Origin of the sequence: Sporosarcina sp. NCCP-2716, from assembly GCF_023707985.1 — a bacterium.
Taxonomy (GTDB): Bacteria; Bacillota; Bacilli; order Bacillales_A; family Planococcaceae; genus Sporosarcina.
Map to the genome: position 1 here is coordinate 214,095 of NZ_BRCF01000001.1, position 21,539 is coordinate 235,633.

The 21,539-nt window shown below is 56.6% G+C and carries 19 protein-coding genes; 18 read left to right on the forward strand and 1 reads right to left on the reverse strand.

What is annotated here, in order from left to right; genetic code table 11:
- Window positions 1–67 precede the first annotated feature (67 nt).
- The 11 genes from ileS (at window position 68) to pyrE (ending at window position 11,874) form a co-directional block, all read left to right on the forward strand.
- Window positions 68–2,824, forward strand: coding sequence for an isoleucine--tRNA ligase (gene ileS, locus NFU03_RS01125; protein ID WP_251635375.1), 2,757 nt, complete (start codon window positions 68–70; stop codon window positions 2,822–2,824).
- 137 nt (window positions 2,825–2,961) lie between these two features.
- Window positions 2,962–3,441 carry a signal peptidase II gene (gene lspA / locus NFU03_RS01130; RefSeq protein ID WP_285835397.1) on the forward strand — a complete coding sequence of 160 codons (480 nt, stop codon included), beginning with the start codon at window positions 2,962–2,964 and terminating at the stop codon, window positions 3,439–3,441.
- On the forward strand, window positions 3,441–4,349 hold the full coding sequence (locus tag NFU03_RS01135; RefSeq protein ID WP_251635376.1) for an RluA family pseudouridine synthase: 909 nt from the start codon (window positions 3,441–3,443) through the stop codon (window positions 4,347–4,349). Before lspA ends, NFU03_RS01135 begins: the two co-directional genes overlap by 1 nt.
- 266 nt (window positions 4,350–4,615) lie before the next feature.
- Window positions 4,616–5,158, forward strand: coding sequence for a bifunctional pyr operon transcriptional regulator/uracil phosphoribosyltransferase PyrR (gene pyrR / locus NFU03_RS01140; RefSeq protein ID WP_251635378.1), 543 nt, complete (start codon window positions 4,616–4,618; stop codon window positions 5,156–5,158).
- A 30-nt stretch (window positions 5,159–5,188) separates the two neighbouring features.
- Window positions 5,189–6,502, forward strand: coding sequence for a solute carrier family 23 protein (locus NFU03_RS01145; protein ID WP_251635379.1), 1,314 nt, complete (start codon window positions 5,189–5,191; stop codon window positions 6,500–6,502).
- Between the two features lie 154 nt (window positions 6,503–6,656).
- A complete protein-coding gene (locus NFU03_RS01150; RefSeq protein ID WP_251635380.1) occupies window positions 6,657–7,568 on the forward strand; it encodes an aspartate carbamoyltransferase catalytic subunit in 912 nt (303 codons plus the stop codon).
- Window positions 7,534–8,808, forward strand: coding sequence for a dihydroorotase (locus tag NFU03_RS01155; RefSeq protein ID WP_251635381.1), 1,275 nt, complete (start codon window positions 7,534–7,536; stop codon window positions 8,806–8,808). Before NFU03_RS01150 ends, NFU03_RS01155 begins: the two co-directional genes overlap by 35 nt.
- Window positions 8,809–8,850: 42 nt before the next feature.
- On the forward strand, window positions 8,851–9,627 hold the full coding sequence (locus NFU03_RS01160) for a dihydroorotate dehydrogenase electron transfer subunit (protein ID WP_251635382.1): 777 nt from the start codon (window positions 8,851–8,853) through the stop codon (window positions 9,625–9,627).
- Window positions 9,624–10,538 (forward strand): dihydroorotate dehydrogenase, encoded by a 915-nt coding sequence (locus NFU03_RS01165; protein WP_251635383.1) that lies wholly within the window; start codon window positions 9,624–9,626, stop codon window positions 10,536–10,538. Before NFU03_RS01160 ends, NFU03_RS01165 begins: the two co-directional genes overlap by 4 nt.
- Window positions 10,535–11,251, forward strand: a complete 717-nt coding sequence (gene pyrF / locus NFU03_RS01170) for an orotidine-5'-phosphate decarboxylase (protein WP_251635384.1) — start codon at window positions 10,535–10,537, stop codon at window positions 11,249–11,251. The genes NFU03_RS01165 and pyrF overlap by 4 nt, the downstream gene beginning before the upstream one ends.
- Window positions 11,248–11,874, forward strand: a complete 627-nt coding sequence (pyrE, locus tag NFU03_RS01175) for an orotate phosphoribosyltransferase (protein ID WP_251635386.1) — start codon at window positions 11,248–11,250, stop codon at window positions 11,872–11,874. Before pyrF ends, pyrE begins: the two co-directional genes overlap by 4 nt.
- 427 nt (window positions 11,875–12,301) lie before the next feature.
- Here the strand turns inward: pyrE and NFU03_RS01180 are convergent, their stop codons facing one another.
- Window positions 12,302–13,993 carry an Rqc2 family fibronectin-binding protein gene (locus NFU03_RS01180; protein ID WP_251635388.1) on the reverse strand — a complete coding sequence of 564 codons (1,692 nt, stop codon included), beginning with the start codon at window positions 13,991–13,993 and terminating at the stop codon, window positions 12,302–12,304.
- Window positions 13,994–14,130: 137 nt separating this feature from the next.
- On the opposite strand from NFU03_RS01180, the gene gmk reads away from it, so the two are divergent.
- From gmk to rsmB, 7 genes are all read left to right on the forward strand, one after another.
- A complete protein-coding gene (gene gmk / locus NFU03_RS01185) occupies window positions 14,131–14,748 on the forward strand; it encodes a guanylate kinase (RefSeq protein ID WP_251635390.1) in 618 nt (205 codons plus the stop codon).
- 4 nt (window positions 14,749–14,752) lie between these two features.
- Window positions 14,753–14,977 (forward strand): DNA-directed RNA polymerase subunit omega, encoded by a 225-nt coding sequence (gene rpoZ, locus NFU03_RS01190; RefSeq protein WP_251635391.1) that lies wholly within the window; start codon window positions 14,753–14,755, stop codon window positions 14,975–14,977.
- 87 nt (window positions 14,978–15,064) lie between these two features.
- A complete protein-coding gene (gene coaBC / locus NFU03_RS01195) occupies window positions 15,065–16,273 on the forward strand; it encodes a bifunctional phosphopantothenoylcysteine decarboxylase/phosphopantothenate--cysteine ligase CoaBC (RefSeq protein ID WP_251635392.1) in 1,209 nt (402 codons plus the stop codon).
- Complete coding sequence (gene priA / locus NFU03_RS01200; RefSeq protein WP_251635393.1) at window positions 16,270–18,681, forward strand: primosomal protein N'; 2,412 nt, start codon at window positions 16,270–16,272, stop codon at window positions 18,679–18,681. The genes coaBC and priA overlap by 4 nt, the downstream gene beginning before the upstream one ends.
- 25 nt (window positions 18,682–18,706) lie before the next feature.
- Entirely contained in the window at window positions 18,707–19,228 is a 522-nt protein-coding gene (gene def, locus NFU03_RS01205; protein WP_251635394.1) for a peptide deformylase, read from the forward strand.
- Window positions 19,221–20,162, forward strand: coding sequence for a methionyl-tRNA formyltransferase (gene fmt, locus NFU03_RS01210; protein ID WP_251635395.1), 942 nt, complete (start codon window positions 19,221–19,223; stop codon window positions 20,160–20,162). Before def ends, fmt begins: the two co-directional genes overlap by 8 nt.
- On the forward strand, window positions 20,159–21,526 hold the full coding sequence (gene rsmB / locus NFU03_RS01215) for a 16S rRNA (cytosine(967)-C(5))-methyltransferase RsmB (protein ID WP_251635396.1): 1,368 nt from the start codon (window positions 20,159–20,161) through the stop codon (window positions 21,524–21,526). Before fmt ends, rsmB begins: the two co-directional genes overlap by 4 nt.
- Window positions 21,527–21,539: the final 13 nt, after the last annotated feature.

Here is a 21,539-nt window from a genome sequence, read left to right on the forward strand (position 1 = left end):
GGATTTTTCTATTTTCAGGCGCACTTGTCACCTGCCGAATACACGGACGACACGAGGAGGAATTGGAATGGATTATAAAGACACGCTGCTGATGCCGAAAACGGACTTCCCGATGAGGGGCGGTCTGCCGGCGAAAGAACCGCAGCTTCAGGAACAATGGGATCAGGAAGACATGTATGGAAAAGTGCTTGCACGCACGGAAGGACGCCCGACGTTCATCCTGCATGACGGACCGCCGTACGCGAACGGCGATCTCCATATGGGCCACGCGCTCAATAAGGTGCTGAAGGACATTATCGTCCGTCATAAGTCGATGACAGGCTACCATGCCCCGTACGTCCCGGGCTGGGATACACACGGTCTGCCGATCGAGCAGGCACTGGTCAACAAAGGGGTCAAACGGAAAGAGCACAGCATTGCCGAGTTCCGGCAGATGTGTGCGGAATATGCACTTCAGCAGATCGATAACCAGCGTTCGCAATTCAAGCGTCTCGGAGTCCGCGGGGACTGGAACGATCCGTATATTACGCTGAACCCTGCATTCGAAGCCCGGCAGATCAAGGTGTTCGGTGATATGGCGAAAAAAGGATATATCTATAAAGGGCTGAAGCCGGTCTATTGGTCCCCGTCTTCCGAAACTGCGCTGGCAGAAGCGGAAATCGAGTACCAGGATAAGAAATCGCCGTCCATCTATGTCAGCTTCCCAGTGCGGGACGGCAAAGGAGTCCTCGGTGATGATGTCAACATCCTGATCTGGACGACGACACCATGGACGATCCCTGCGAACCTCGGTATCTCCGTGCACCCTGACTTCACGTACACGGTCGTCGAGGCGGACGGCAAGAAGTTCCTCGTAGCGAAAGACCTGGTCGACCATCTCGCTTCCGAGCTTGGATGGGAAGACTATTCGACAGCCGGCGAATACAAAGGGCGCGAGCTGGAAATGATCACAGCGAGCCATCCGATCTATGACCGTGAATCGCTCGTCATGCTCGGCGAACACGTCACTGCCGATGCAGGTACAGGATGTGTCCATACGGCACCGGGCCACGGAGAGGACGACTTCCATGTCGGCAAAAAATACGGGCTCGGCGTCCTGTCACCGGTCAATGACCGCGGTGTCATGACGGCGGAAGCACCGCTGTTCGAAGGCCTCTTCTACGAAGACGCGAACAAAGCGATCACTGAGAAACTGAAGGAAGTCGGTGCGCTTGAAAAGCTGTCGTTCTTCACGCACTCGTATCCGCATGACTGGCGTACGAAGAAACCGGTCATCTTCCGGGCGACGTCCCAATGGTTTGCATCGATCGAATCGTTCCGCGGCGAGCTGCTCGAAGCGATCCGCAATACAAAATTCACGCCGTCTTGGGGCGAAACACGGCTGTTCAACATGGTCCGCGACCGCGGCGACTGGTGTATTTCCCGCCAGCGCGTCTGGGGTGTTCCGATCCCTGTGTTCTACACGGAAAACGACGAACCGATCATCACGGATGAAACGATCGACCACGTTTCCGAACTGTTCCGGGAACACGGCTCGAACATCTGGTTTGAATGGGACACGAAAGACCTGCTCCCGGAAGGCTTCACACATCCGGGCAGTCCGAATGGCACGTTCACGAAAGAGACGGATATCATGGACGTCTGGTTCGATTCCGGTTCGACACACCAAGGTGTCCTTGTCGAACGGAAAGAGCTGTCGTATCCGGCAGATCTATATCTTGAAGGGTCCGACCAATACCGCGGCTGGTTCAACTCGTCGCTGACGACAAGCGTCGCCATCAACGGCATCGCGCCTTATAAAGGGCTGCTGAGCCACGGGTTCACGCTCGACGGCGAAGGCCGCAAGATGAGTAAATCGATCGGCAACGTCATCCTGCCGTCGAAAGTGATGAACCAGTTCGGCGCCGACATCCTGCGTCTCTGGGTGTCATCCGTCGACTATACAGCTGACGTGCGCGTCTCCGATTCGAACTTCAAGCAAGTGTCCGAAGTGTACCGGAAGATCCGCAACACGGTCCGTTTCCTTCACGGGAACACGTCCGACTTCACGCCGGGCACTGATACAATAACGTTCGACCAGCTCCGTCCGGTCGACCAGTATGTTTACGTGAAATTGCAGGACCTGATCCGCGAAGTGCGCTCTGCGTATGAAAATTACGAGTTCGCAGTCGTCTATCATGCGATCAACTCGTTCTGTACGAACACGTTGAGCTCGTTCTATCTCGATATCGCTAAAGACGTCGTCTACATCGAAGCTGCCGATCATCCGCACCGCCGTGCGATGCAGACCGTCATGTATGACGCACTGATCACGCTGCTGAAACTGGCAGCGCCGATCCTGCCGCATACAGCGGACGAAATGTGGGCATACCTCGAACACGAGACAGCGGAAAGCATCCAGCTCACCGACATGCCGGACGCACAGGACGTGGACGCAGAAGAACTCCGCAAGACGTTCGACCAGCTGATGCTCGTGCGGGACGATGTACTGAAGGCACTTGAAGAAGCACGCAACAGCAAAGTGATCGGGAAGTCGCTCGAAGCGCACGTTTCTATGGCGGTGAGCGATGACCTGAAAGCGCTGTTCGATACGGAAGACATCAACTTCGCCCAGTTCTTCATCGTTTCCGAATTCAGCCTCTCGGATGAGGCAGCTCTTCCGACCGGTGCAGGGACGTATGCTTCCGGCAAGATCGCCGTCGGAAAAGCTTCCGGCGAGAAATGCGAACGGTGCTGGACCATCTCCGAAACGGTCGGGGACAACAAAGAGTACCCGGAACTTTGCGCACGCTGTGCAGACGTCGTTGCACACCATTACGCATAACAGGGAACTTGCGACACTGCAGCCATGCCGCCGAACCGGCAGCTGCAGTGTCTTTTGCATGATGAACCGATTGACTTGTACGCCGCAGGGCGGGGTATGCTAAACTAAGAACAACACTGCAGGACGGAGGGAACGGGTTGCTGATCTATTACGGAATTGCGGTGATTGTCATTTTGCTGGACCAGCTGACAAAATGGGCAGTCGCAACGAACATGGAAATCGGGGAGCGGATCGCGATATGGGATCCCTATCTCAGCCTGCTGTCCCATCGGAACCGCGGAGCGGCATGGGGCATGCTGGAAGGGCAGATGTGGCTGTTCGCCATCGTCACAATCGCTGTCGTGGCAGGGATCATCTACTTCTTCCGGAAAGAAGGGAAGGACAGCCCGCTGTTTGCGTGGAGTCTCATGCTGCTGCTCGGCGGGGCAGTCGGGAACTTCATCGACCGGATGGTAAGGGGAGAAGTGGTCGACTTCGTCAGTGTCCTCATTCCCGTCGTCAATTATGATTTCCCCATTTTCAACGTGGCGGATTCGGCACTGACTGCAGGGGTCATCCTCGTCATCATCTACTTGCTGACAGAAGAGAAAAAAGAGAAGAAAGCTAAGGTGGACTAATGGAACAAGTTGAATACATCATCGATACAGAAACAGCCGGGGAACGGATCGACAAAGCACTGGCATCCGCGCATCCCGATTGGTCACGGACCCTCATCCAGCAATGGGTGAAAGACGGGATCGTACTCGTCAACGGCAGCACGGTCAAAGTGAATTACAAAGTGAAGCAGGGAGATGTCCTGACGGTCGACGAACCGGAACCTGAAGAATTGGATATCCCGGCAGAAGATCTGAACCTGGAGATCGTCTATGAAGACAAGGATGTGCTCGTCGTCAACAAGCCGAGCGGCATGGTCGTCCATCCGGCGCCGGGCCATACGACAGGCACGCTCGTTAACGGGCTCATGCACCACTGCACGGATCTGTCAGGGATCAACGGTGTCATGCGGCCGGGGATCGTCCACCGCATCGACAAGGATACATCGGGACTGCTGATGGTGGCGAAAAATGATAACGCCCACACGTCGCTTGTCGACCAGCTTGTGAAGAAATCGGTGACGCGTGTCTATACGGCGCTTGTCCACGGACATATCCCGCACGATAACGGGACGATCGACGCACCGATCGGCAGGGACAAGAAGGACCGGCAGAGCATGGCTGTTGAAAACAATGGAAAAAATGCCGTGACGCATTTCAAAGTGCTCGAACGGTTCGGCGATTTCACCCTTGTCGAATGCCGTCTGGAAACAGGCCGGACCCACCAGATCCGTGTCCACTTGAAGTATATCGGCCACCCGCTGGCCGGGGATCCGAAATACGGACCGAAAAAGACAATCGACTTTGGCGGTCAGGCGCTCCATGCAGGTACACTCGGCTTCGTGCACCCTGTGACAGGGGAATACATGGAGTTCACTGCGCCGCTGCCGGAAAATTATGAACAGCTGCTGAACGAAATGCGCTCAAAATAAGGTTGACGTGTGCCGTTTTACGCGGTATGCTGAAGAAAGAAATCGAATAGCGAACCTTTAACGCCAATCCAGAGAGGTTGGGAAGGATGCACGGTATTCCAGGGGACCTGTCTGCGGACATGGATCTCCCCGGATCTGCTTACGCACGCAAACCTTCCTGCCTGAACGACGGCCGGAAGGTTTTTTGTTTGGCAGCATCTCTTTCCGGCCGGTCAGGTACAGATCACCGCCTGTCCGCCATCCATCATCCAAAGGAGGCACTACCTATGACGGAAAAAGCGAATATTCTAGATGAAAACGCAATTAACCGGGCGCTCACACGGATCGCCCACGAAATCATCGAGCGGAACAAAGGCATCGACCGCTGCATACTCGTCGGTATCAAGACACGGGGAGCATTCCTCGCAAACCGTCTCGCCGAGAAGATCGAAAAGATCGAAGGGCACCCGATCCGCATCGGGGAACTCGACATCTCGCTCTACCGCGACGATCTCGGACTGAAATACGAAAACAAGGAACCGCTCGTCAAACAGGTGGATATCGATTACAGCCTGGCGGATGAGAAAGTCGTCCTGATCGACGATGTGCTCTACACAGGCCGCACCGTGCGCGCCGCAATGGATGCCGTCATGGATCTCGGACGACCGGCAGCCATCCAGCTTGCGGTACTCGTCGACCGCGGACACCGGGAACTGCCGATCCGTCCGGATTTCGTCGGCAAGAATATCCCGACATCGAGCGAAGAACGCGTTGTCGTCAACCTGGTCGAATCGGACAACGAAGACAGCGTCACGATCCATGCCCGCTAATTGAACGAACTTCTTGGAGGCTAGAGAAAAATGGCAGAAAAAGTATTGGATGTACACGAAAAACCGCAGCCGGCACGATGGCTCGCACTCAGTCTTCAGCATATGTTCGCGATGTTCGGCGCGACGATCCTCGTCCCGCAGCTGGTCGGCCTGAGCCCGGCGATCGCACTCCTGACGAGCGGGATCGCCACACTCGTCTTCATCGTCATCACCCAGGGGAAAGTACCGGCGTACCTCGGATCCTCGTTCGCCTTCATCGTACCGATCCAGGTCGCGACGAAAACAGGCGGCATCGGCAGCGCGATGATCGGCAGCATGTTCGTCGCCCTCGTCTACGCGATCGTCTCCCTGATCATCTGGAAGACCGGACATAAGTGGATCATGAACATCCTGCCGCCGGTCGTCGTCGGCCCGGTCATCATGGTCATCGGCCTGGCTGTCGCTCCGACCGCTGTCGGAATGGCGAGCCGGATAGACATCGACGGTGTTTCGACTTACAGCCTCCTGCATTTCTCAGCAGCAATCGTCACATTGGCCGCTGCAGTCATCTGCATGATGTTCTTCCGGGGCGTTGTCAGCCTCATGCCGGTGCTGATCGGGATTATCATCGGGTACATCTACTCTGCGCTCATCGGGATCATAGACTTCGGTCCTGTCCTGGCTGCGAAATGGGTGGCACTGCCGGACTTCCTGATACCCGGCGTCACGTATGACTTCGTCGTCACACCGACCTTGCTGTTCATCATGGTGCCGATTGCGATTGTCACCATTTCCGAACATATCGGCCATCAGCTTGTGCTCGGCAAAGTCGTCGACCGGGATTTCATCCGGGATCCGGGGCTGAACCGTTCGCTGCTCGGTGACGGTGTCGGCACGCTGATCAGCGGTCTGCTCGGCGGTCCTCCGAAAACGACCTACGGGGAAAACATCGGCGTCATGGCGATCACCCGCGTCTACAGCGTGTACGTCATTGTCGGGGCTGCGGTGTTCGCGATCGTCTTCTCCTTCCTCGGGAAAGTGATGGCGCTCATCGCGACGATTCCGACAGCTGTGCTCGGCGGTATCTCGATCCTGCTGTTCGGGATCATCGCTTCATCCGGCCTGCGGATGCTCGTCGACAACCATGTCGACTTCGATAACCAGCGCAACCTGGTCATCACATCGGTCATCCTCGTCATCGGGATCGGCGGGGCGTCTCTCAACTTCAGCGAAACGTTCCACATCGAAGGGATGGCACTCGCCGCGATCGTCGGTGTCCTGCTCAATCTGCTTCTGCCCGGACGGGAGAAACAGACATTGGAGGATCATCCGGAAGACCCGATCCTCGGTAAGAAAGACAACTGAATACGCGTGACCTTTTAACATTGTACTGAGAGACAAGGAAAGGTTTATGTGGATGGAGTCCTGCACTTGCAGGACCCGTGTATACATAAATAGCCTTCCTGCCTGCCGGGAAGGCTTTTTCAAACCCTTCCCCCAACTAAAGGAGGATGACAGCATGGATAACCTACTGACAATGACCCAATTCAACGAAGAGAACATTATGGAGATCCTGAATTATGCGGAGTACTTGAAGCGCCACGGCATCCGGGAATTGCCCGGGAAATATTTGGTGAGCAACCTGTTCTTCGAGCCGAGCACACGGACGAAGCTCAGTTTCGAAATCGCCGAGCGGAAACTGGGGCTTGAGATCATCCAGTTCGATCCGGGGCATTCAAGCACGACGAAAGGGGAAACACTGTTCGATACGGTGAAGACACTGGAAGCGCTCGGTGTCAACGCAGTCGTCATCCGCCATCCGGAGAAGGAATATTACAAGCAGCTAGAAGGCATCAAGATTCCTGTGTTCAACGGAGGGGACGGAACAGGGCAGCACCCGAGCCAGTCGCTGCTCGACCTGTTCACCATCAAGGAAGAATTCGGACGGTTCGAAGGTCTGAACATCGTCATCGCAGGCGATCTTTCGCACAGCCGTGTCGCCGCTTCGAACGCGGAAGCCCTGAAGAAGCTCGGGGCGAACGTCCAGTTCGTCTGCCCGCCGGAATGGTCGGGGGACTACGAAACGCTGTCCGGCTGGAACGGAGTGATCGAACAGGCCGACGTCGTCATGCTGCTGCGTGTTCAGCACGAGCGCCACGACGAGAAGATGAGCTATACGAAAGAACAGTACCATGCTCAATATGGGCTGACGGAACAACGGGCGGCGATGATGAAGAAAGACGCCATCATCATGCACCCCGCGCCGATCAACTGGGGAGTGGAGATTGCAGAAAGCCTGACGTCCCACCCGAAACTGCGCGTCTACGAAGCGGTCGAAAACGGCGTATATATCCGTGCGGCTGCAATGGAAATTATCTTACGAGGAGGAAATGTCCATGCACAAGCTGCTCCGAAATATTTGGCTATATGATGAATCACCTGAAAGCAGGAAAGACGTCCGGATCGAGGATGGTCGGATAACAGAAATTGGTAGTAATTTGGATTCTAGTGAGGCGGACGTCATTGAAGGAAACGGATACTGCCTGGCACCCGGATTCGTCGACGTCCATGTCCACTTGCGCGAACCGGGCGGTGAGCGGAAAGAGACGATTGCGAGCGGAACACAGGCCGCAGCAAAAGGAGGCTATACGACGATCTGCGCCATGCCGAACACCCGTCCTGTACCGGACACAGCTGAAAATCTCGAGTATGTGAACGGGCTGATCCGCAACAATGCGGTCATCCGTGTGCTCCCGTATGCGTCGATCACGATCCGGGAAGCCGGCAAAGAGCGGACGAATCTCGCAGAACTGAAAGAACACGGTGCGTTTGCGTTCACGGACGACGGAGTCGGGATCCAGGAAGCGGGCATGATGTTCGAGACGATGCAGGATGCCGCGAAATTGGATATGGCGGTCGTCGCCCACTGTGAAGACAATACACTCATCTACGGTGGTGCAATGCATGAAGGCATCCGTAACAAGGAACTCGGCCTGCCGGGCATCCCGTCCGTAGCGGAATCGGTCCATATTGCACGGGACATCCTGCTGGCGGAAGCAGCAGGCGCCCATTATCACGTGTGCCACGTCAGTACGAAGGAATCCGTCCGGGTCATCCGTGACGCGAAACGGGCAGGAGTGCATGTGACAGCCGAAGTGACCCCCCATCATTTATTGCTGACGGAGCATGACATCCCGGGTGACGACGCGATGTGGAAGATGAATCCGCCGCTCCGCGGAACGGAGGACCTCGCGGCGCTGCGGGAAGGACTGCTTGACGGAACGCTCGATTTCATCGCGACGGACCATGCACCGCATACGGCGGAAGAGAAAGCGGCCGGTTTCAAGAAGGCGCCGTTCGGCATCACCGGTTTCGAAACTGCTTTCCCACTGCTGTATACGCACTTCGTGAAAAACGGCGAGTGGACATTGGAACAGCTTGTGGACTGGTTCGCCGAAAAGCCGGCGGATGTGTTCGGACTGCCGTACGGGAAAATCGAAGAACAGGCACCGGCGGATCTCGTGCTTCTCGATCTGTCGACAGAAAAAACGATCGATCCAGCACAGTTCGTGTCAAAAGGAAAGAATACGCCGTTCACAGGCAGCACATGTACAGGCTGGCCGGTGATGACGCTGTTCGGAGGGGAAGTCGTCTATTCCGGACAGGACTGAGCGCGGCACGGACGGTCCAACACAACTTGAGGAGGCACACACATGATACTGCAGGAACAGATGACCATACAGAGCATACGCGAAGTGGCTGACCGGATTTACGAAATGGTGCTGGAAGGGAACTTGGTGAACGAGATTTCAGCACCCGGCCAGTTCGTCCATATCCGGGTGAACGATACATATGAGCCGCTGCTCCGCCGGCCGATTTCCATCGCCTCCTTTGACCGGGACAGCGGGCGCATGACGCTCCTGTTCCGTGCGGAAGGAAGAGGGACCGGGCTGCTCGCACAGAAAGCCCCGGGTTCCGCAGTGAATGTGCTCGGCCCTCTCGGCAACGGTTTTTCACCGGATCAATCGGAACCGGGCAGTACGGCGCTGCTCATCGGCGGCGGCATCGGAGTCCCGCCGCTGTACCAGTTGTCGAAGGAACTGACCGCGCGCGGCGTCCACTGCATCCACGTACTCGGTTTCCAGAGTGCATCCGCCGTATTCTATGAGAAGGAATTCGCTGCACTCGGAGAGACTAGGATCGTGACAGCGGACGGAACTGCCGGAGAACAGGGCTTCGTGACCGATTCCCTCCGCCGCAATCCTGTCGATTTCTCCGCATACTACACATGCGGTCCGACACCGATGCTCCAGGCGATCCAGGCAGCTTACCCGGACAAACAGGGGTTCCTGTCGTTCGAACAGCGGATGGGGTGCGGGATCGGCGCCTGCTTCGCGTGCGTCTGCAAAACGCAGGACAGTGACACACGGCCCTATGTCAAAGTGTGCTCGGACGGTCCGGTATTCCCTGCAGGGGTGGTGGCAATATGAACCGGTTAGCAGTGGAACTTCCAGGTCTGTCTTTGAAGAATCCGATCATGCCGGCATCCGGCTGTTTCGGGTTCGGCAAGGAATACGGCAATCTGTATGATCTATCCGAACTCGGCGCAATCATGATCAAAGCGACAACGCTCAAGTCACGCTTCGGCAATCCGACACCGCGCGTCGCAGAGACGGCGGCAGGGATGCTGAATGCGATCGGCCTGCAGAATCCCGGTCTCGATAAAGTGCTGGCTGAGGAACTGCCGCGTCTGGAACAATATGATGTCCCGATCATCGCGAATGTCGCGGGATCGGAAGTGGAAGACTATGTGCAGGTGGCGGAACATATTTCGAAAGCACGGAATGTCCATGCACTTGAACTGAACATTTCCTGTCCGAACGTCAAGTGCGGGGGGATCGCCTTCGGGACGGATCCGGTGCTCGCAGGGGAACTGACAGCTGCTGTCAAGGCGGTGTCGAGCGTCCCGGTCTACGTCAAACTGTCGCCGAACGTCGCTGATATCACTGTAATCGCAAAAGCGGTGGAAGCTGCCGGCGCGGACGGGATCACGATGATCAACACACTCGTCGGCATGCGGCTCGACCGGAAAACCGGCCGGCCTGTCATCGCGAACAAGACGGGCGGCCTGTCCGGCCCGGCCGTCAAACCGGTCGCCATCCGGATGATCTATGAAGTGAGCCGTGCAGTCGATATCCCGATCATCGGAATGGGCGGCGTATCGGATACAGGAGACGTCATCGATTTCCTGTCAGCGGGGGCAAGCGCCGTCGCTGTCGGAACCGCCAATTTCGTCAATCCGTTCGTCTGTCCGGAAATCATCCGGGAACTGCCGGCTGTGCTGGATGAGCTCGGCGTTGACCACATTACAGAACTCATCGGAAGGAGCCATGCGCTATGAATACATCCCCGATCATCGCACTCGATTTTGAGGACCGGGACACCGCGCTGTCGTTCCTGCAGCCGTTCGGACAAGGAACGTTCGTCAAGGTCGGCATGCAGCTGTTCTACAAAGAAGGCCCGGCCATCGTCCATCAGCTGAAAGAGCGGGGATTCGACGTCTTCCTCGATCTGAAGCTGCATGACATCCCGAATACCGTGAAATCGGCGATGACGTCGCTTGCGCTGGTCGGCGCCGATCTCGTGAATGTCCACGCAGCAGGAGGCTCCGCCATGATGGAAGCGGCTGTCGAAGGGCTGGATAAAGGGACGGCCGCCGGTAAGGAACGCCCGAAGATCATCGCGGTGACCCAGCTGACGTCAACGACTGAAGAGCAGATGCAGCAGGAACAGCTGATACCGAAGGCGCTCGATGAATCGGTGCTGCACTATGCCCGGCTCGCACAGGCCTCTCGGATGGACGGCGTCGTCTGTTCCGTCTGGGAAGCGGCGGGTATCGCGGCTGCCTGCGGGGATGGGTTCCTGAAAGTGACACCCGGCATACGGCTCGCTTCCGACGAAGCACACGACCAGAAGCGGATTGCGACTCCCGCGGAAGCGGCTCGGCGCGGCTCGACCCATATCGTCGTCGGCCGGTCGATCACACAGGCGGCCGATCCGATCGCCGCTTACCATGAAATCACGCAGCAATGGAAAGGACTCGATGGAAGATGAATAAACACGAAATAGCGAAGATCCTGCTGCATGCAGGGGCAGTGACACTGAGCCCGGATGAGCCGTTCACATGGGCATCGGGCATCCAATCCCCGATCTATTGCGACAACCGTCTGATCATGTCGGATCCGGGCGGACGCCGCCGGGTCGCGGAAGGCATGTCGGAAGTGATCCGCACGAAGTATCCGGAAACGACTTTGATCGCCGGAACGGCAACAGCCGGAATTCCGCATGCTGCCTGGATCGCCGACATCCTCGGACTGCCGATGGTCTACATCCGTTCAAAGGCGAAAGGCCACGGACGGAGCAAGCAGATCGAAGGGAAAGCGAAGCCGGGAGACCGCGCAATCATCGTCGAAGATCTGATCTCGACAGGCGGCAGCAGCCTGACCGCGGCGGCAGCACTGCGGGAAGAAGGCGTGCATGTCGAAGGGGTCGTCTCGATCTTCACGTACGGACTCGAGAGCGCCGACCGTGCATTCGAGGAAGCCGGGCTGACGTATACGAGCTTGACGGATTTCCATGCATTGGCGGAAGTCGCCACCCGCACAGGTGCGATCCGCAAAGAATCCGTAGGTCCGCTGCTGGACTGGCACGAGAAGCTGAAAACAGGGGTTTTATAAGGCAAGTGGAGGCCGGGCGATGATGCCCGGCCTTTTTGAATGGTGGAAGTGATCTACTGCGCGGTATTGGTCGGTTATTGGCGGAGCGGCAGACCGCGTGCTGGGGGATTATGAGCGGAATTTGCGGGTTATGAGCGCTTTTTTGGATTTATGAGCGGTTTTTGAGATTTATGAGCGTTTCTTGCGTTTTATGAGCGTTTTCTGGAGTTTATGAGCGTTTCCTGCGTTTTATGAGCGTTTCCTGCGTTTTATGAGCGCTTTCTGGAGTTTATGAGCGTTTCCTGCGTTTTATGAGCGCTTTCGAGAATTTATGAGCGTTCCAAGCGTTTTATGAGCGTTTCCGGCAATTTATGAGCGTTTCCATCAATTTATGAGCACATCACCCAAACGACAAAAAACCGGCAAGGCTTGAGCCTTGCCGGGAACATTATGCTTTCAGCTGACGCACGATCTCTTCATCTGGAGTGACGAAGACGGTCTGCTGTTCGAAATAGATGACGAAACCGGGTTTCGAGCCGTTCGGTTTCTTGACGTGGCGCACTTCCGTGTAATCGACGGGGACGGATGCGGAGCCGCGTGCTTTGCTGAAGTACGCTGCAAGCGCCGCAGCTTCCTGGATCGTCTCGTCGTCCGGCGCGTCATCATGGATGACGACGTGGGACCCCGGGATGTCCTTCGTATGGAGCCAAATATGATTGCGAGCTGCAAGCTTCGATGTCAGCCAGTCATTCTGCCGGTTATTCTTCCCGACGGAAATCGTGATGCCCGACGAAGACACGTATGATTCCGGTTTCGGCTTCTTCGGCTTCGCTTTCTTCTTGCCTTTCCGAGCTTTCATGAGCCCGAGATCCGCCAGTTCATCCCGGATCTCATCGATATCATCGGTCGATGCCTGCATCACCTGCTGCTTCACCATCTCGAAATAACTGATGTCCTCCGCGGCCTTCTCCAGCTGTCCCGCAATCTGCACGAGGGCGTTCTTCGCTTTCGAATACTTGGAGAAATACCGCTGTGCGTTGTCGATGGGCGACTTCCGCGGATCGAGCGGAATGGTGACCGTCGTGCCCTGTTCGTAATAGTTATCCACAGTTGCTTCCTTCTGCCCTTTTTCAATCGCGTAACTGTTTGCGGTCAACAGTTCACCATACAGCTGGAACGTATCGAGCCGTCCCGCGTCTTTCCGCTCCTTCTCGAGTTTCTGCACTTTCAGCTTGAGCTTCGCGATTTCATTGTCGAGCCAGCGCTCGAGATCGGCGGCCTGCGCCTTCACCCGTTCGCGGACCGCCCGGGCAAAGTAGACTTTGTCCAGCAGATCGCCGAGTGTCGGGAACACGGTCGCCCGTGCATCGACATGAGTCAATTCCGCAGCTGAAAACAGCAGTTTTCCGTCCTTCTCGACTAGGTTCGGGTGGAACGGGCCTTCAGAGAACGTCTGTACGTAAGCGCGATAGGTGCCAAACGCATCCGACCCTTCCAAGCCGCGCATCCGATAAAGCAGTTCCTCTGCATGGATCGGTGAGAATCCGGATAGTTCCCGGACGACCGACTTCGGCGAATCGAAGGAGGGGAGTAAGGTTTCGAAATCGTGTTCCGAAAGTCCAAACGGATCCGCCTTGTCCTGGGGAGGTGCCGGTATGTATGGCTGGCCGGGCATGATTGTCCGATAACTGTTGACCGACGGCGGTAAATGCTTGAGGCTGTCGATGATCATGCCGCGTTCCGGGTCGATGAGCAGGAAGTTGCTGTGGCGCCCCATGATTTCAAAAATGATCTCCCGTTCAATATCGTCACCGATTTCGTTTTTCGCACGGATCGAAAACTTCAGGATCCGGTCCGTGCCGACCTGTTCGACCGCTCTGACCGTGCCGCCTTCCAGGTGCTTCCTGAGCGTCATGCAGAACATCGGCGGCTCTGCCGGGTTCTGGATCGTTTCTTCTGTAAACTGGACGCGCGCGTAGGAAGGGTGGACGGAGAACAGCAGCTTCCGGTTCTGGCCGCCCGCCCGGATGATCAGGACGGTTTCCTGTGCGTTCGGCTGATGGATTTTCGTGATCCTGCCGTTTTCGATCGTCTGCAGTTCGCGTCTCATCGCGGTTGTGAACAATCCGTCAAATGCCATGTGAATTCCTCTTTCCGTTCGTTTTCTCCATTTTAGCACTAGACGGCAGACATATGGTATAATACGAATACATTCTTCGGATCGATCCCGTCCAGGGCTGATTTGAATTGAGAGACTATAGTTAGAAGAGGGATTGCATGTTTAAACAACGAGGACTTCTGATCGTCCTGTCCGGCCCTTCCGGTGTCGGAAAAGGGACCGTTCGAAAAGAGCTGTTTACACAGCCTGATACGAATTATGAATATTCGATTTCGATGACGACACGCTCTCCGCGCGAAGGGGAAGTGGACGGTGTCGATTATTACTTCCGCCCGCGAGAGGAGTTTGAACGGCTGATCGCTGAAGGAAAACTGCTGGAGCATGCCGAATACGTCGGCAACTATTATGGCACCCCGCTCGACTACGTGAACGAAACACTCGACTCCGGAAGAGATGTGTTCCTCGAGATCGAGGTGGTCGGCGCCGCACAGGTCCGTGAAAAGATGCCGGACGGACTGTTCATCTTCCTCGCACCCCCGAGTCTGTCCGATCTCGAGCAGCGGCTCGTCGGCCGCGGTACGGAAGTGCTGGAAGTCATCGCCACCCGTGTCGCCAAAGCCCGGGACGAGCTGGAAATGATGGACTTATACGATTATGTTGTCGAAAACGACGAAGTGTCCAAAGCATGCGACCGCATCAACGCAATCGTCACAGCGGAGCACTGCAGAAGAGAACGTGTCGAAGAACGCTATTTAGCGATGCTGGAAGGGGAATGAATCCATGTTATATCCATCCGTAGATTCACTGAAAGAGAAGATCGACTCCAAATATACGCTCGTCTCGCTCGCCGCGAAACGCGCACGCGAACTGCAGGAAAAGCATAACGAGCAGTCGATGAAATACGTATCCCACAAAAATGTCGGCAAAGCACTGGAAGAAGTGTCCGCCGGTCTGCTGAATAAGCAAAAGACGGATGACTCCATTGTCTACGAAGACGAAATTTAAGTAAGCCTCAGCTGAATAAGAAATGGAAGCTCCCTTAGAAAACGAATTTCTTTGGGAGTTTGCTATTTTTGGAAAGGAATGAACACGATGCTGGCGAACAAAAAGATTTTGCTCTGTGTGACGGGAGGAATTGCCGTCTATAAAGCCGTGGCCCTGGTGAGTAAGCTGAGCCAGGCAGGGGCGGACGTCAAGGTGGTCATGACGGAATCCGCACGTGAATTCGTGCAGCCGCTGTCCTTCCAGGTCATGTCGCACAACGATGTCTATACCGATACATTCGACGAAAAGGATTCCGCTGTCATCGCCCATATCGATCTTGCCGACTGGGCTGATCTGATCATCGTGGCGCCTGCTACGGCGAACGTGATCGGCAAACTCGCGAACGGGATCGCCGATGACATGGTGACGACGCTGCTGCTCGCTGCGACGTCCCCTGTCTGGATCGCGCCTGCCATGAATGTCCATATGTATGAACACCCTGCTGTCCTGCGCAATATCGACCGGCTCAGCCGGGACGGATACCGGTTCATCGAGCCGTCGGAAGGGTTCCTTGCGTGCGGCTACGTCGGCAAAGGGCGTCTCGAAGAGCCCGAACGGATAACGGAACTCGTCGGACGGTTCTTCGGACAGCACGACGACCGGCCGCTTCTCGGGAAAAAGGTCATCGTCACCGCGGGACCGACGCTCGAACGGATCGACCCGGTCCGGTACATCTCCAACTTCTCAAGCGGCAAGATGGGCTATGCCATGGCGGAGGCAGCCGCCGCGCTCGGCGCTGACGTCGTGCTCATCTCCGGCCCGGTCGCAATCGATCCGCCTGCGGGTGTCCATATCGAACACGTCGAAAGTGCGGCACAGATGCTCGATGCGGTGCTTGCGCATTATGGATCCGCTGATTATGTCGTGAAATCCGCGGCAGTGGCGGATTACCGTCCAAAAGCGGCGCATCCTCACAAAATGAAGAAAAAAGAAGGCGATTCGGTTCTCGAACTTGAACGCACCACTGATATACTGAAGACACTCGGGGAGCAAAAGACGCATCAGTGCCTTATCGGCTTCGCTGCTGAAACGAACGATGCTGTTGCGTATGGGAAAGGGAAGCTGCAGTCAAAGAACCTTGACTGGATCGTCGTCAACGACGTCACGGATCCGGGCGGCGGGTTCGGCAGTGATTCCAACGTCGTCACCCTGATCGGAAAAGACGGGACGGAGCGCACCTTCCCGGCAATGGAGAAAAAACGGCTCGCCGGCGAACTGCTGGCATTGATCGCAGCCAAGGGATCTGATGCGCAATGATTGCTGAAGTGATCGTGGACGTCGCGGCCTATCCGATCGACCGTCCGTTCGATTATACGATCCCTGCGCTGTTTCAAGGTTTTATCGAGCCGGGCATGCGGGTGAAAGTGCCATTCGGCCCCCGCAAAGTCGTCGGCTACGTCATCGATGTCAAGGAAACGAGCGGGCTGGATGAAACGAAACTGAAACCCGTCGAACAGCTCATCGACTTCGAGCCGGTCCTTTCACCGGAACTGCTCGAGTTATCGGAGTGGCTTGCGGAGGACACGCTCGCCTACCGGATCGAAGCACTCCAAGTGATGCTGCCGGCGGCGATGCGCGCCAAATACGAAAAGTTCATCGTCATCATCCGGCCGGAAGCTGTCACGGACGAGGCGTTTTTAAGCATGTTGAACGGCAGGGAGCGGGTGCCGCTGAAAGCAGCCGATACACCGGGACTGCTGAAACTGCTGAAAGCCTACACGACGGATGGCGCTGTCCGGGTGGAAACACTCGTGAAACAGCAGACCGCCGTCAAGAAGGTCCGGATGATCCACATGCAGGACAAACGGACGATCGAAACGATGCTTGCAGGGTTGAACAAGCAAGCGGCCAAACAGCGGGATCTGCTCGAATGGATGCTCACGCATGCCGGTGAATCGATGGAAGCGGGCCGGCTGATGAAAGAGGCGGGTATGTCCGCGACCGTCCTGAAAGCCGTCATCGACAAAGGGGCGGCCACGGAACGGAAGACGGAAGTGTACCGCGAACCGGAAACCGTCCACATGAAGAACAGTTCAGCGCCGGCTGAACTGACGGCCAATCAGGGGGAAGCCGTCCGCCAAGTGACGGATGCATTCCATGAAGAGCGGGACAGCGTCTTCCTGCTGCACGGCATCACCGGCAGCGGCAAAACTGAAGTCTATTTGCGGTCGATCGAGGAAGTGCTCAAAAACGGCAGGGAAGCGATCGTACTCGTCCCGGAAATCTCATTGACCCCGCAGATGACATCCCGTTTCAAGGAACGGTTCGGCGATCAGGTCGCCGTCATGCATAGTGCACTGTCAGCGGGTGAGAAGTACGACGAGTGGAGGAAGATCCACCGGAAAGAAGTGAAAGTCGTCGTCGGCGCACGTTCTGCCGTATTCGCCCCGTTCGAGAACCTCGGCATCCTCATCCTGGATGAAGAGCACGAATCGACGTACAAACAGGAGGATAACCCGCGCTACCATGCACGGGACGTCGCCATCTGGCGTGCCGCGTACAACCGCTGCCCGGTCATATTAGGGAGTGCGACACCGGCGCTTGAATCATACGCCCGCGCGTCAAAAGGAGTTTACGAACTGCTTGAGCTGCCGACGCGAGTGAAGGAGCAGGCACTGCCGTCCGTGACCGTCGTCGATATGCGGAATGAGCTGAAGGACGGCAACCGTTCCATGTTCTCCGTGCCGCTCGCGGAAGCGATCCGCGCCAGGCTCGCGAAGCACGAACAGATCGTCCTGTTCCTGAACAAACGCGGGTTTTCATCATTCGTCCTGTGCCGCGACTGCGGAACGACGATCCAATGCCCGAACTGCGACATTTCGCTGACATACCACCGGGCGACCGAAAACTTGAAGTGCCATTATTGCGGGCATGAAGAACAAGTGCCGCACAGCTGCCCGGAGTGTGAAAGCGAGCATATCCGATTCTTCGGGACAGGCACGCAAAAAGCGGAAGAGGAAGTCGCGAGGCTGTTCCCGGAGGCGCGCGTTCTCCGGATGGACGTCGATACGACACGCCAAAAAGGATCACATGCACGCCTCCTGCAGAAATTCGGCGAAGGCCAGGCGGATATCCTCCTCGGCACGCAGATGATCGCGAAGGGACTGGACTTCCCGAACATCACGCTCGTCGGGGTGCTCGCGGCCGACACGACGCTCCATCTGGCCGACTTCCGGGCTGCCGAGAAGACGTTCCAGCTGCTCACTCAGGTGAGCGGGCGTGCGGGCCGGCATGATCTGGAGGGCGAAGTGTTCATCCAGACGTATACGCCTGAACATTACGCCATCGAACTCGCGAAAGCGCAGCTGTACGAGCCGTTCTACGATATGGAGATGAGGACGCGGAAGCAGTTCGGCTATCCGCCGTTCTACTATATCGTCAATATCCAATTCAGCCACGAGAACTTGCTGAAGGTCGTCGAATACGCCGAGAAAGCGGCCCGTTTCCTGACGGAGCATCTCGGCCCGGACAGTGTGCTGATCGGTCCGACCGCGTCGGCCATCAGCCGGGTGAATAATAGATATCGCTATCAATGTCTGATAAAATACAAAAAAGAACCGAAACTGACAGAAACGCTGCAGGCCCTCATCCGCCATTACCGCACCGGGTGGATCAAGGACGGGCTGCTGCTGTCGGTCGACAAATCCCCGGTCGTCATCTACTGACCGGGGCAAGAAAAGAGGAATCCGTTTGACTGTATTGGAAATCGTGAAATATCCGGATGAAATCCTTGAAACGAAAACTGCACAGGTCACGAAATTCGACCGCAGGCTGCATAAGCTGCTCGACGATATGATGGAAACGATGATTGCAGCGGACGGTGTCGGCATTGCAGCACCGCAAGTCGGACAGTCGATCCGTGCGGCGATCGTCGACATAGGAGAAGGCGACGCGCCGATCGAACTGATCAACCCTGTTATCACAGCGGTCGGCGGCGAGGATGTCGACTTGGAAGGATGCCTCAGCTTTCCGGACTTGTACGGCGAAGTGAAGCGGCCGTTCTTCGTGCGCGTCGAAGCGCAGGAACGCGACGGCTCGCTCTATGAGCTGGAAGCGGAAGGCTATGAAGCACGGGCGATCATGCATGAGATCGATCACCTGGACGGCATCCTGTTCAATACGAAGATAAGCCGGATCGTGGACGCTTCGGAATTCGAGGAGCTCGATGAAACCTTAGTGGAACTTGGAGAGGACGGGAACGATATTGAGTAAACTAGTATTCATGGGAACACCTGACTTTTCAGTGCCGATCCTGCGCATGCTGCACGAGGAAGGCCACACGATCCTCGCTGTCGTCACGCAGCCGGATCGACCGGTCGGCCGCAAACGTGTCCTGACGCCGCCCCCTGTCAAAGCGGAAGCGCTGCGCCTCGGGCTGCCGGTCATCCAGCCGGAGAAATTGAAGGGGTCCGCCGAGCTGCAGGAGATCATCGCGCTCCAGCCGGATCTGCTCGTCACAGCGGCATTCGGCCAGCTGCTGCCGAACGAACTGCTCGAATCACCGAAACTCGGATGCATCAACGTTCACGCCTCACTGCTGCCGGCCTACCGCGGCGGAGCTCCGATCCACCAGGCGGTCATGGACGGCTGCAGCGAAACAGGCGTGACGATCATGTACATGGTACAGAAACTCGACGCCGGCGACATGATTTCCCAAGTCACCGTGCCGATCCTGGAGACGGATGATACCGGCAGCATGTTCGAGAAACTGTCGAAGGCCGGTGAACAGCTGCTGAAGGAGACGCTCCCTTCCATATTGGACGGTACGAATGACCGCATCCCTCAGGACGAGTCGCTCGTGACGTTCGCCCGCAACATTTCACGCGAGAAAGAACGGATCGACTGGACACGCCCGGCACGCAGCATCCATAACCAAGTGCGGGGGCTCTCCCCGTGGCCGACCGCCTATACGGTATTCGGCGGGGAAAACGTGAAAGTATGGAAGACGGAGCCCGCGGACGGTTCATCGGACGGAACTCCGGGTGAAATCATAGGACTCACAAAAGACCGGATCCTTGTACAGGCAGGGGACGGTCACGCCGTCGCCATCACCGAACTGCAGCCTGCCGGCAAGAAACGGATGACAGCAGATGTCTTCCTGAATGGGTCAGGAAGCCAATGGAAAGAAGGGGACCGTTTCCAATGACAGCGAAAAAGAAACCGATCTGGAAAGGGAACGTCCGGGACGCCGCCCTTTCCATCCTGCTCGAAGTGAGCCGCAACCAGGCATACAGCAACCTATTGCTGACAAGGACGATCGACACATACGGCATCAAAAGCCAGGATAAAGGCCTCCTGACAACGCTTGCATACGGGACACTCCAGCACCGGCTGACGCTCGACTATTACCTCGAGCCATTCATTAAAGGGAAACTCGATGACTGGGTGCGGGAACTGCTTCGCCTGTCGCTCTACCAGATCGTCTATCTGACGAAGATCCCGCCGCATGCCGCGGTGAATGAAGCGGTCGAAATCGCGAAACGCCGCGGACACAAAGGGACGGCGAGCCTCGTCAATGGCGTGCTGCGGTCCGTCTTGCGGCAGGGCGTGCGCTCCATCGAGGAAGAGACGGATGAAATCAAGAAGATTGCCCTCGAGACGAGCCATCCTGAATGGCTCATCCGCCGATGGATCGACCAGTACGGGATGATTGACACGCGGGAGATGGCAATTGCCAATAACATCCCGCCGATCAATACCGCACGGGTCAACACAGTGCAGACGAGTGTTGAAAAAGCGCTTCATCAGCTGAAAAGCGAAGGGGCGAAAGTGGAGATCGGCAAAGTGGTGCCGGAAGCGATCTACTGCCACAGCGGCAATATCGCAAGCACTTACACGTACACGAAAGGCTGGCTGACCGTGCAGGACGAAAGCTCCATGCTGCCGGTCTACGCGCTCGACGTCCAGCCGGGCATGAAAGTGCTCGACATGTGTGCTGCGCCGGGCGGGAAGACTACCCAGATCGCAGAGCATCTGGCGGACACCGGTGAAGTTCATGCTCATGATCTTCATGACCATAAGCTTGCGCTCATCGAAGAGAACGCCGACCGTCTCGGACTGAAATCGATCTGGACGTCAAGCGGGGACAGCCGGGAACTCGGCGACGAATACGAGCCGGAGACATTCGACCGTATCCTCGTCGACGCTCCGTGCAGCGGACTCGGCGTCATCCGCCGGAAACCGGAGATCAAGTACAACAAGACGGAAGCGGACGTGGAATCGCTGTCGGAAATCCAGGCGCAGCTGCTGGAAACCGCATGGACACTCGTGAAACCGGGCGGCAAGATCGTCTATAGCACATGCACGGTGGATAAGACCGAAAATGACGGTGTCGTCCTGAACTTCCTTGAGAAGCATCCGGAAGCAGTGAAGGAAGTGCCGGAATTTTTCCGGGAAGCCGGCCTGTCGACGCCGAACGGGATGCTGCAAGTGCTGCCGCAGCATTTCGGCAGTGACGGATTCTTTGCCGCTGCTATCGTGAAGCCGGAAACTGCACAGAAAAGCGAGTAACGAATGGGGGAAG

Excerpts from the sequence above, each read along its gene's own strand:
- ileS (WP_251635375.1), top strand. The coding sequence starts at position 68 with ATGGATTATAAAGACACGCTGCTGATGCCGAAAACGGACTTCCCGATG.
- NFU03_RS01135 (WP_251635376.1), top strand. The coding sequence starts at position 3,441 with ATGGAACAAGTTGAATACATCATCGATACAGAAACAGCCGGGGAACGG.
- pyrR (WP_251635378.1), top strand. The coding sequence starts at position 4,616 with ATGACGGAAAAAGCGAATATTCTAGATGAAAACGCAATTAACCGGGCG.
- NFU03_RS01145 (WP_251635379.1), top strand. The coding sequence starts at position 5,189 with ATGGCAGAAAAAGTATTGGATGTACACGAAAAACCGCAGCCGGCACGA.
- NFU03_RS01150 (WP_251635380.1), top strand. The coding sequence starts at position 6,657 with ATGGATAACCTACTGACAATGACCCAATTCAACGAAGAGAACATTATG.
- NFU03_RS01155 (WP_251635381.1), top strand. The coding sequence starts at position 7,534 with ATGCACAAGCTGCTCCGAAATATTTGGCTATATGATGAATCACCTGAA.
- NFU03_RS01160 (WP_251635382.1), top strand. The coding sequence starts at position 8,851 with ATGATACTGCAGGAACAGATGACCATACAGAGCATACGCGAAGTGGCT.
- NFU03_RS01165 (WP_251635383.1), top strand. The coding sequence starts at position 9,624 with ATGAACCGGTTAGCAGTGGAACTTCCAGGTCTGTCTTTGAAGAATCCG.
- pyrF (WP_251635384.1), top strand. The coding sequence starts at position 10,535 with ATGAATACATCCCCGATCATCGCACTCGATTTTGAGGACCGGGACACC.
- pyrE (WP_251635386.1), top strand. The coding sequence starts at position 11,248 with ATGAATAAACACGAAATAGCGAAGATCCTGCTGCATGCAGGGGCAGTG.
- NFU03_RS01180 (WP_251635388.1), bottom strand. The coding sequence starts at position 13,993 with ATGGCATTTGACGGATTGTTCACAACCGCGATGAGACGCGAACTGCAG.
- gmk (WP_251635390.1), top strand. The coding sequence starts at position 14,131 with ATGTTTAAACAACGAGGACTTCTGATCGTCCTGTCCGGCCCTTCCGGT.
- rpoZ (WP_251635391.1), top strand. The coding sequence starts at position 14,753 with ATGTTATATCCATCCGTAGATTCACTGAAAGAGAAGATCGACTCCAAA.
- coaBC (WP_251635392.1), top strand. The coding sequence starts at position 15,065 with ATGCTGGCGAACAAAAAGATTTTGCTCTGTGTGACGGGAGGAATTGCC.
- priA (WP_251635393.1), top strand. The coding sequence starts at position 16,270 with ATGATTGCTGAAGTGATCGTGGACGTCGCGGCCTATCCGATCGACCGT.
- rsmB (WP_251635396.1), top strand. The coding sequence starts at position 20,159 with ATGACAGCGAAAAAGAAACCGATCTGGAAAGGGAACGTCCGGGACGCC.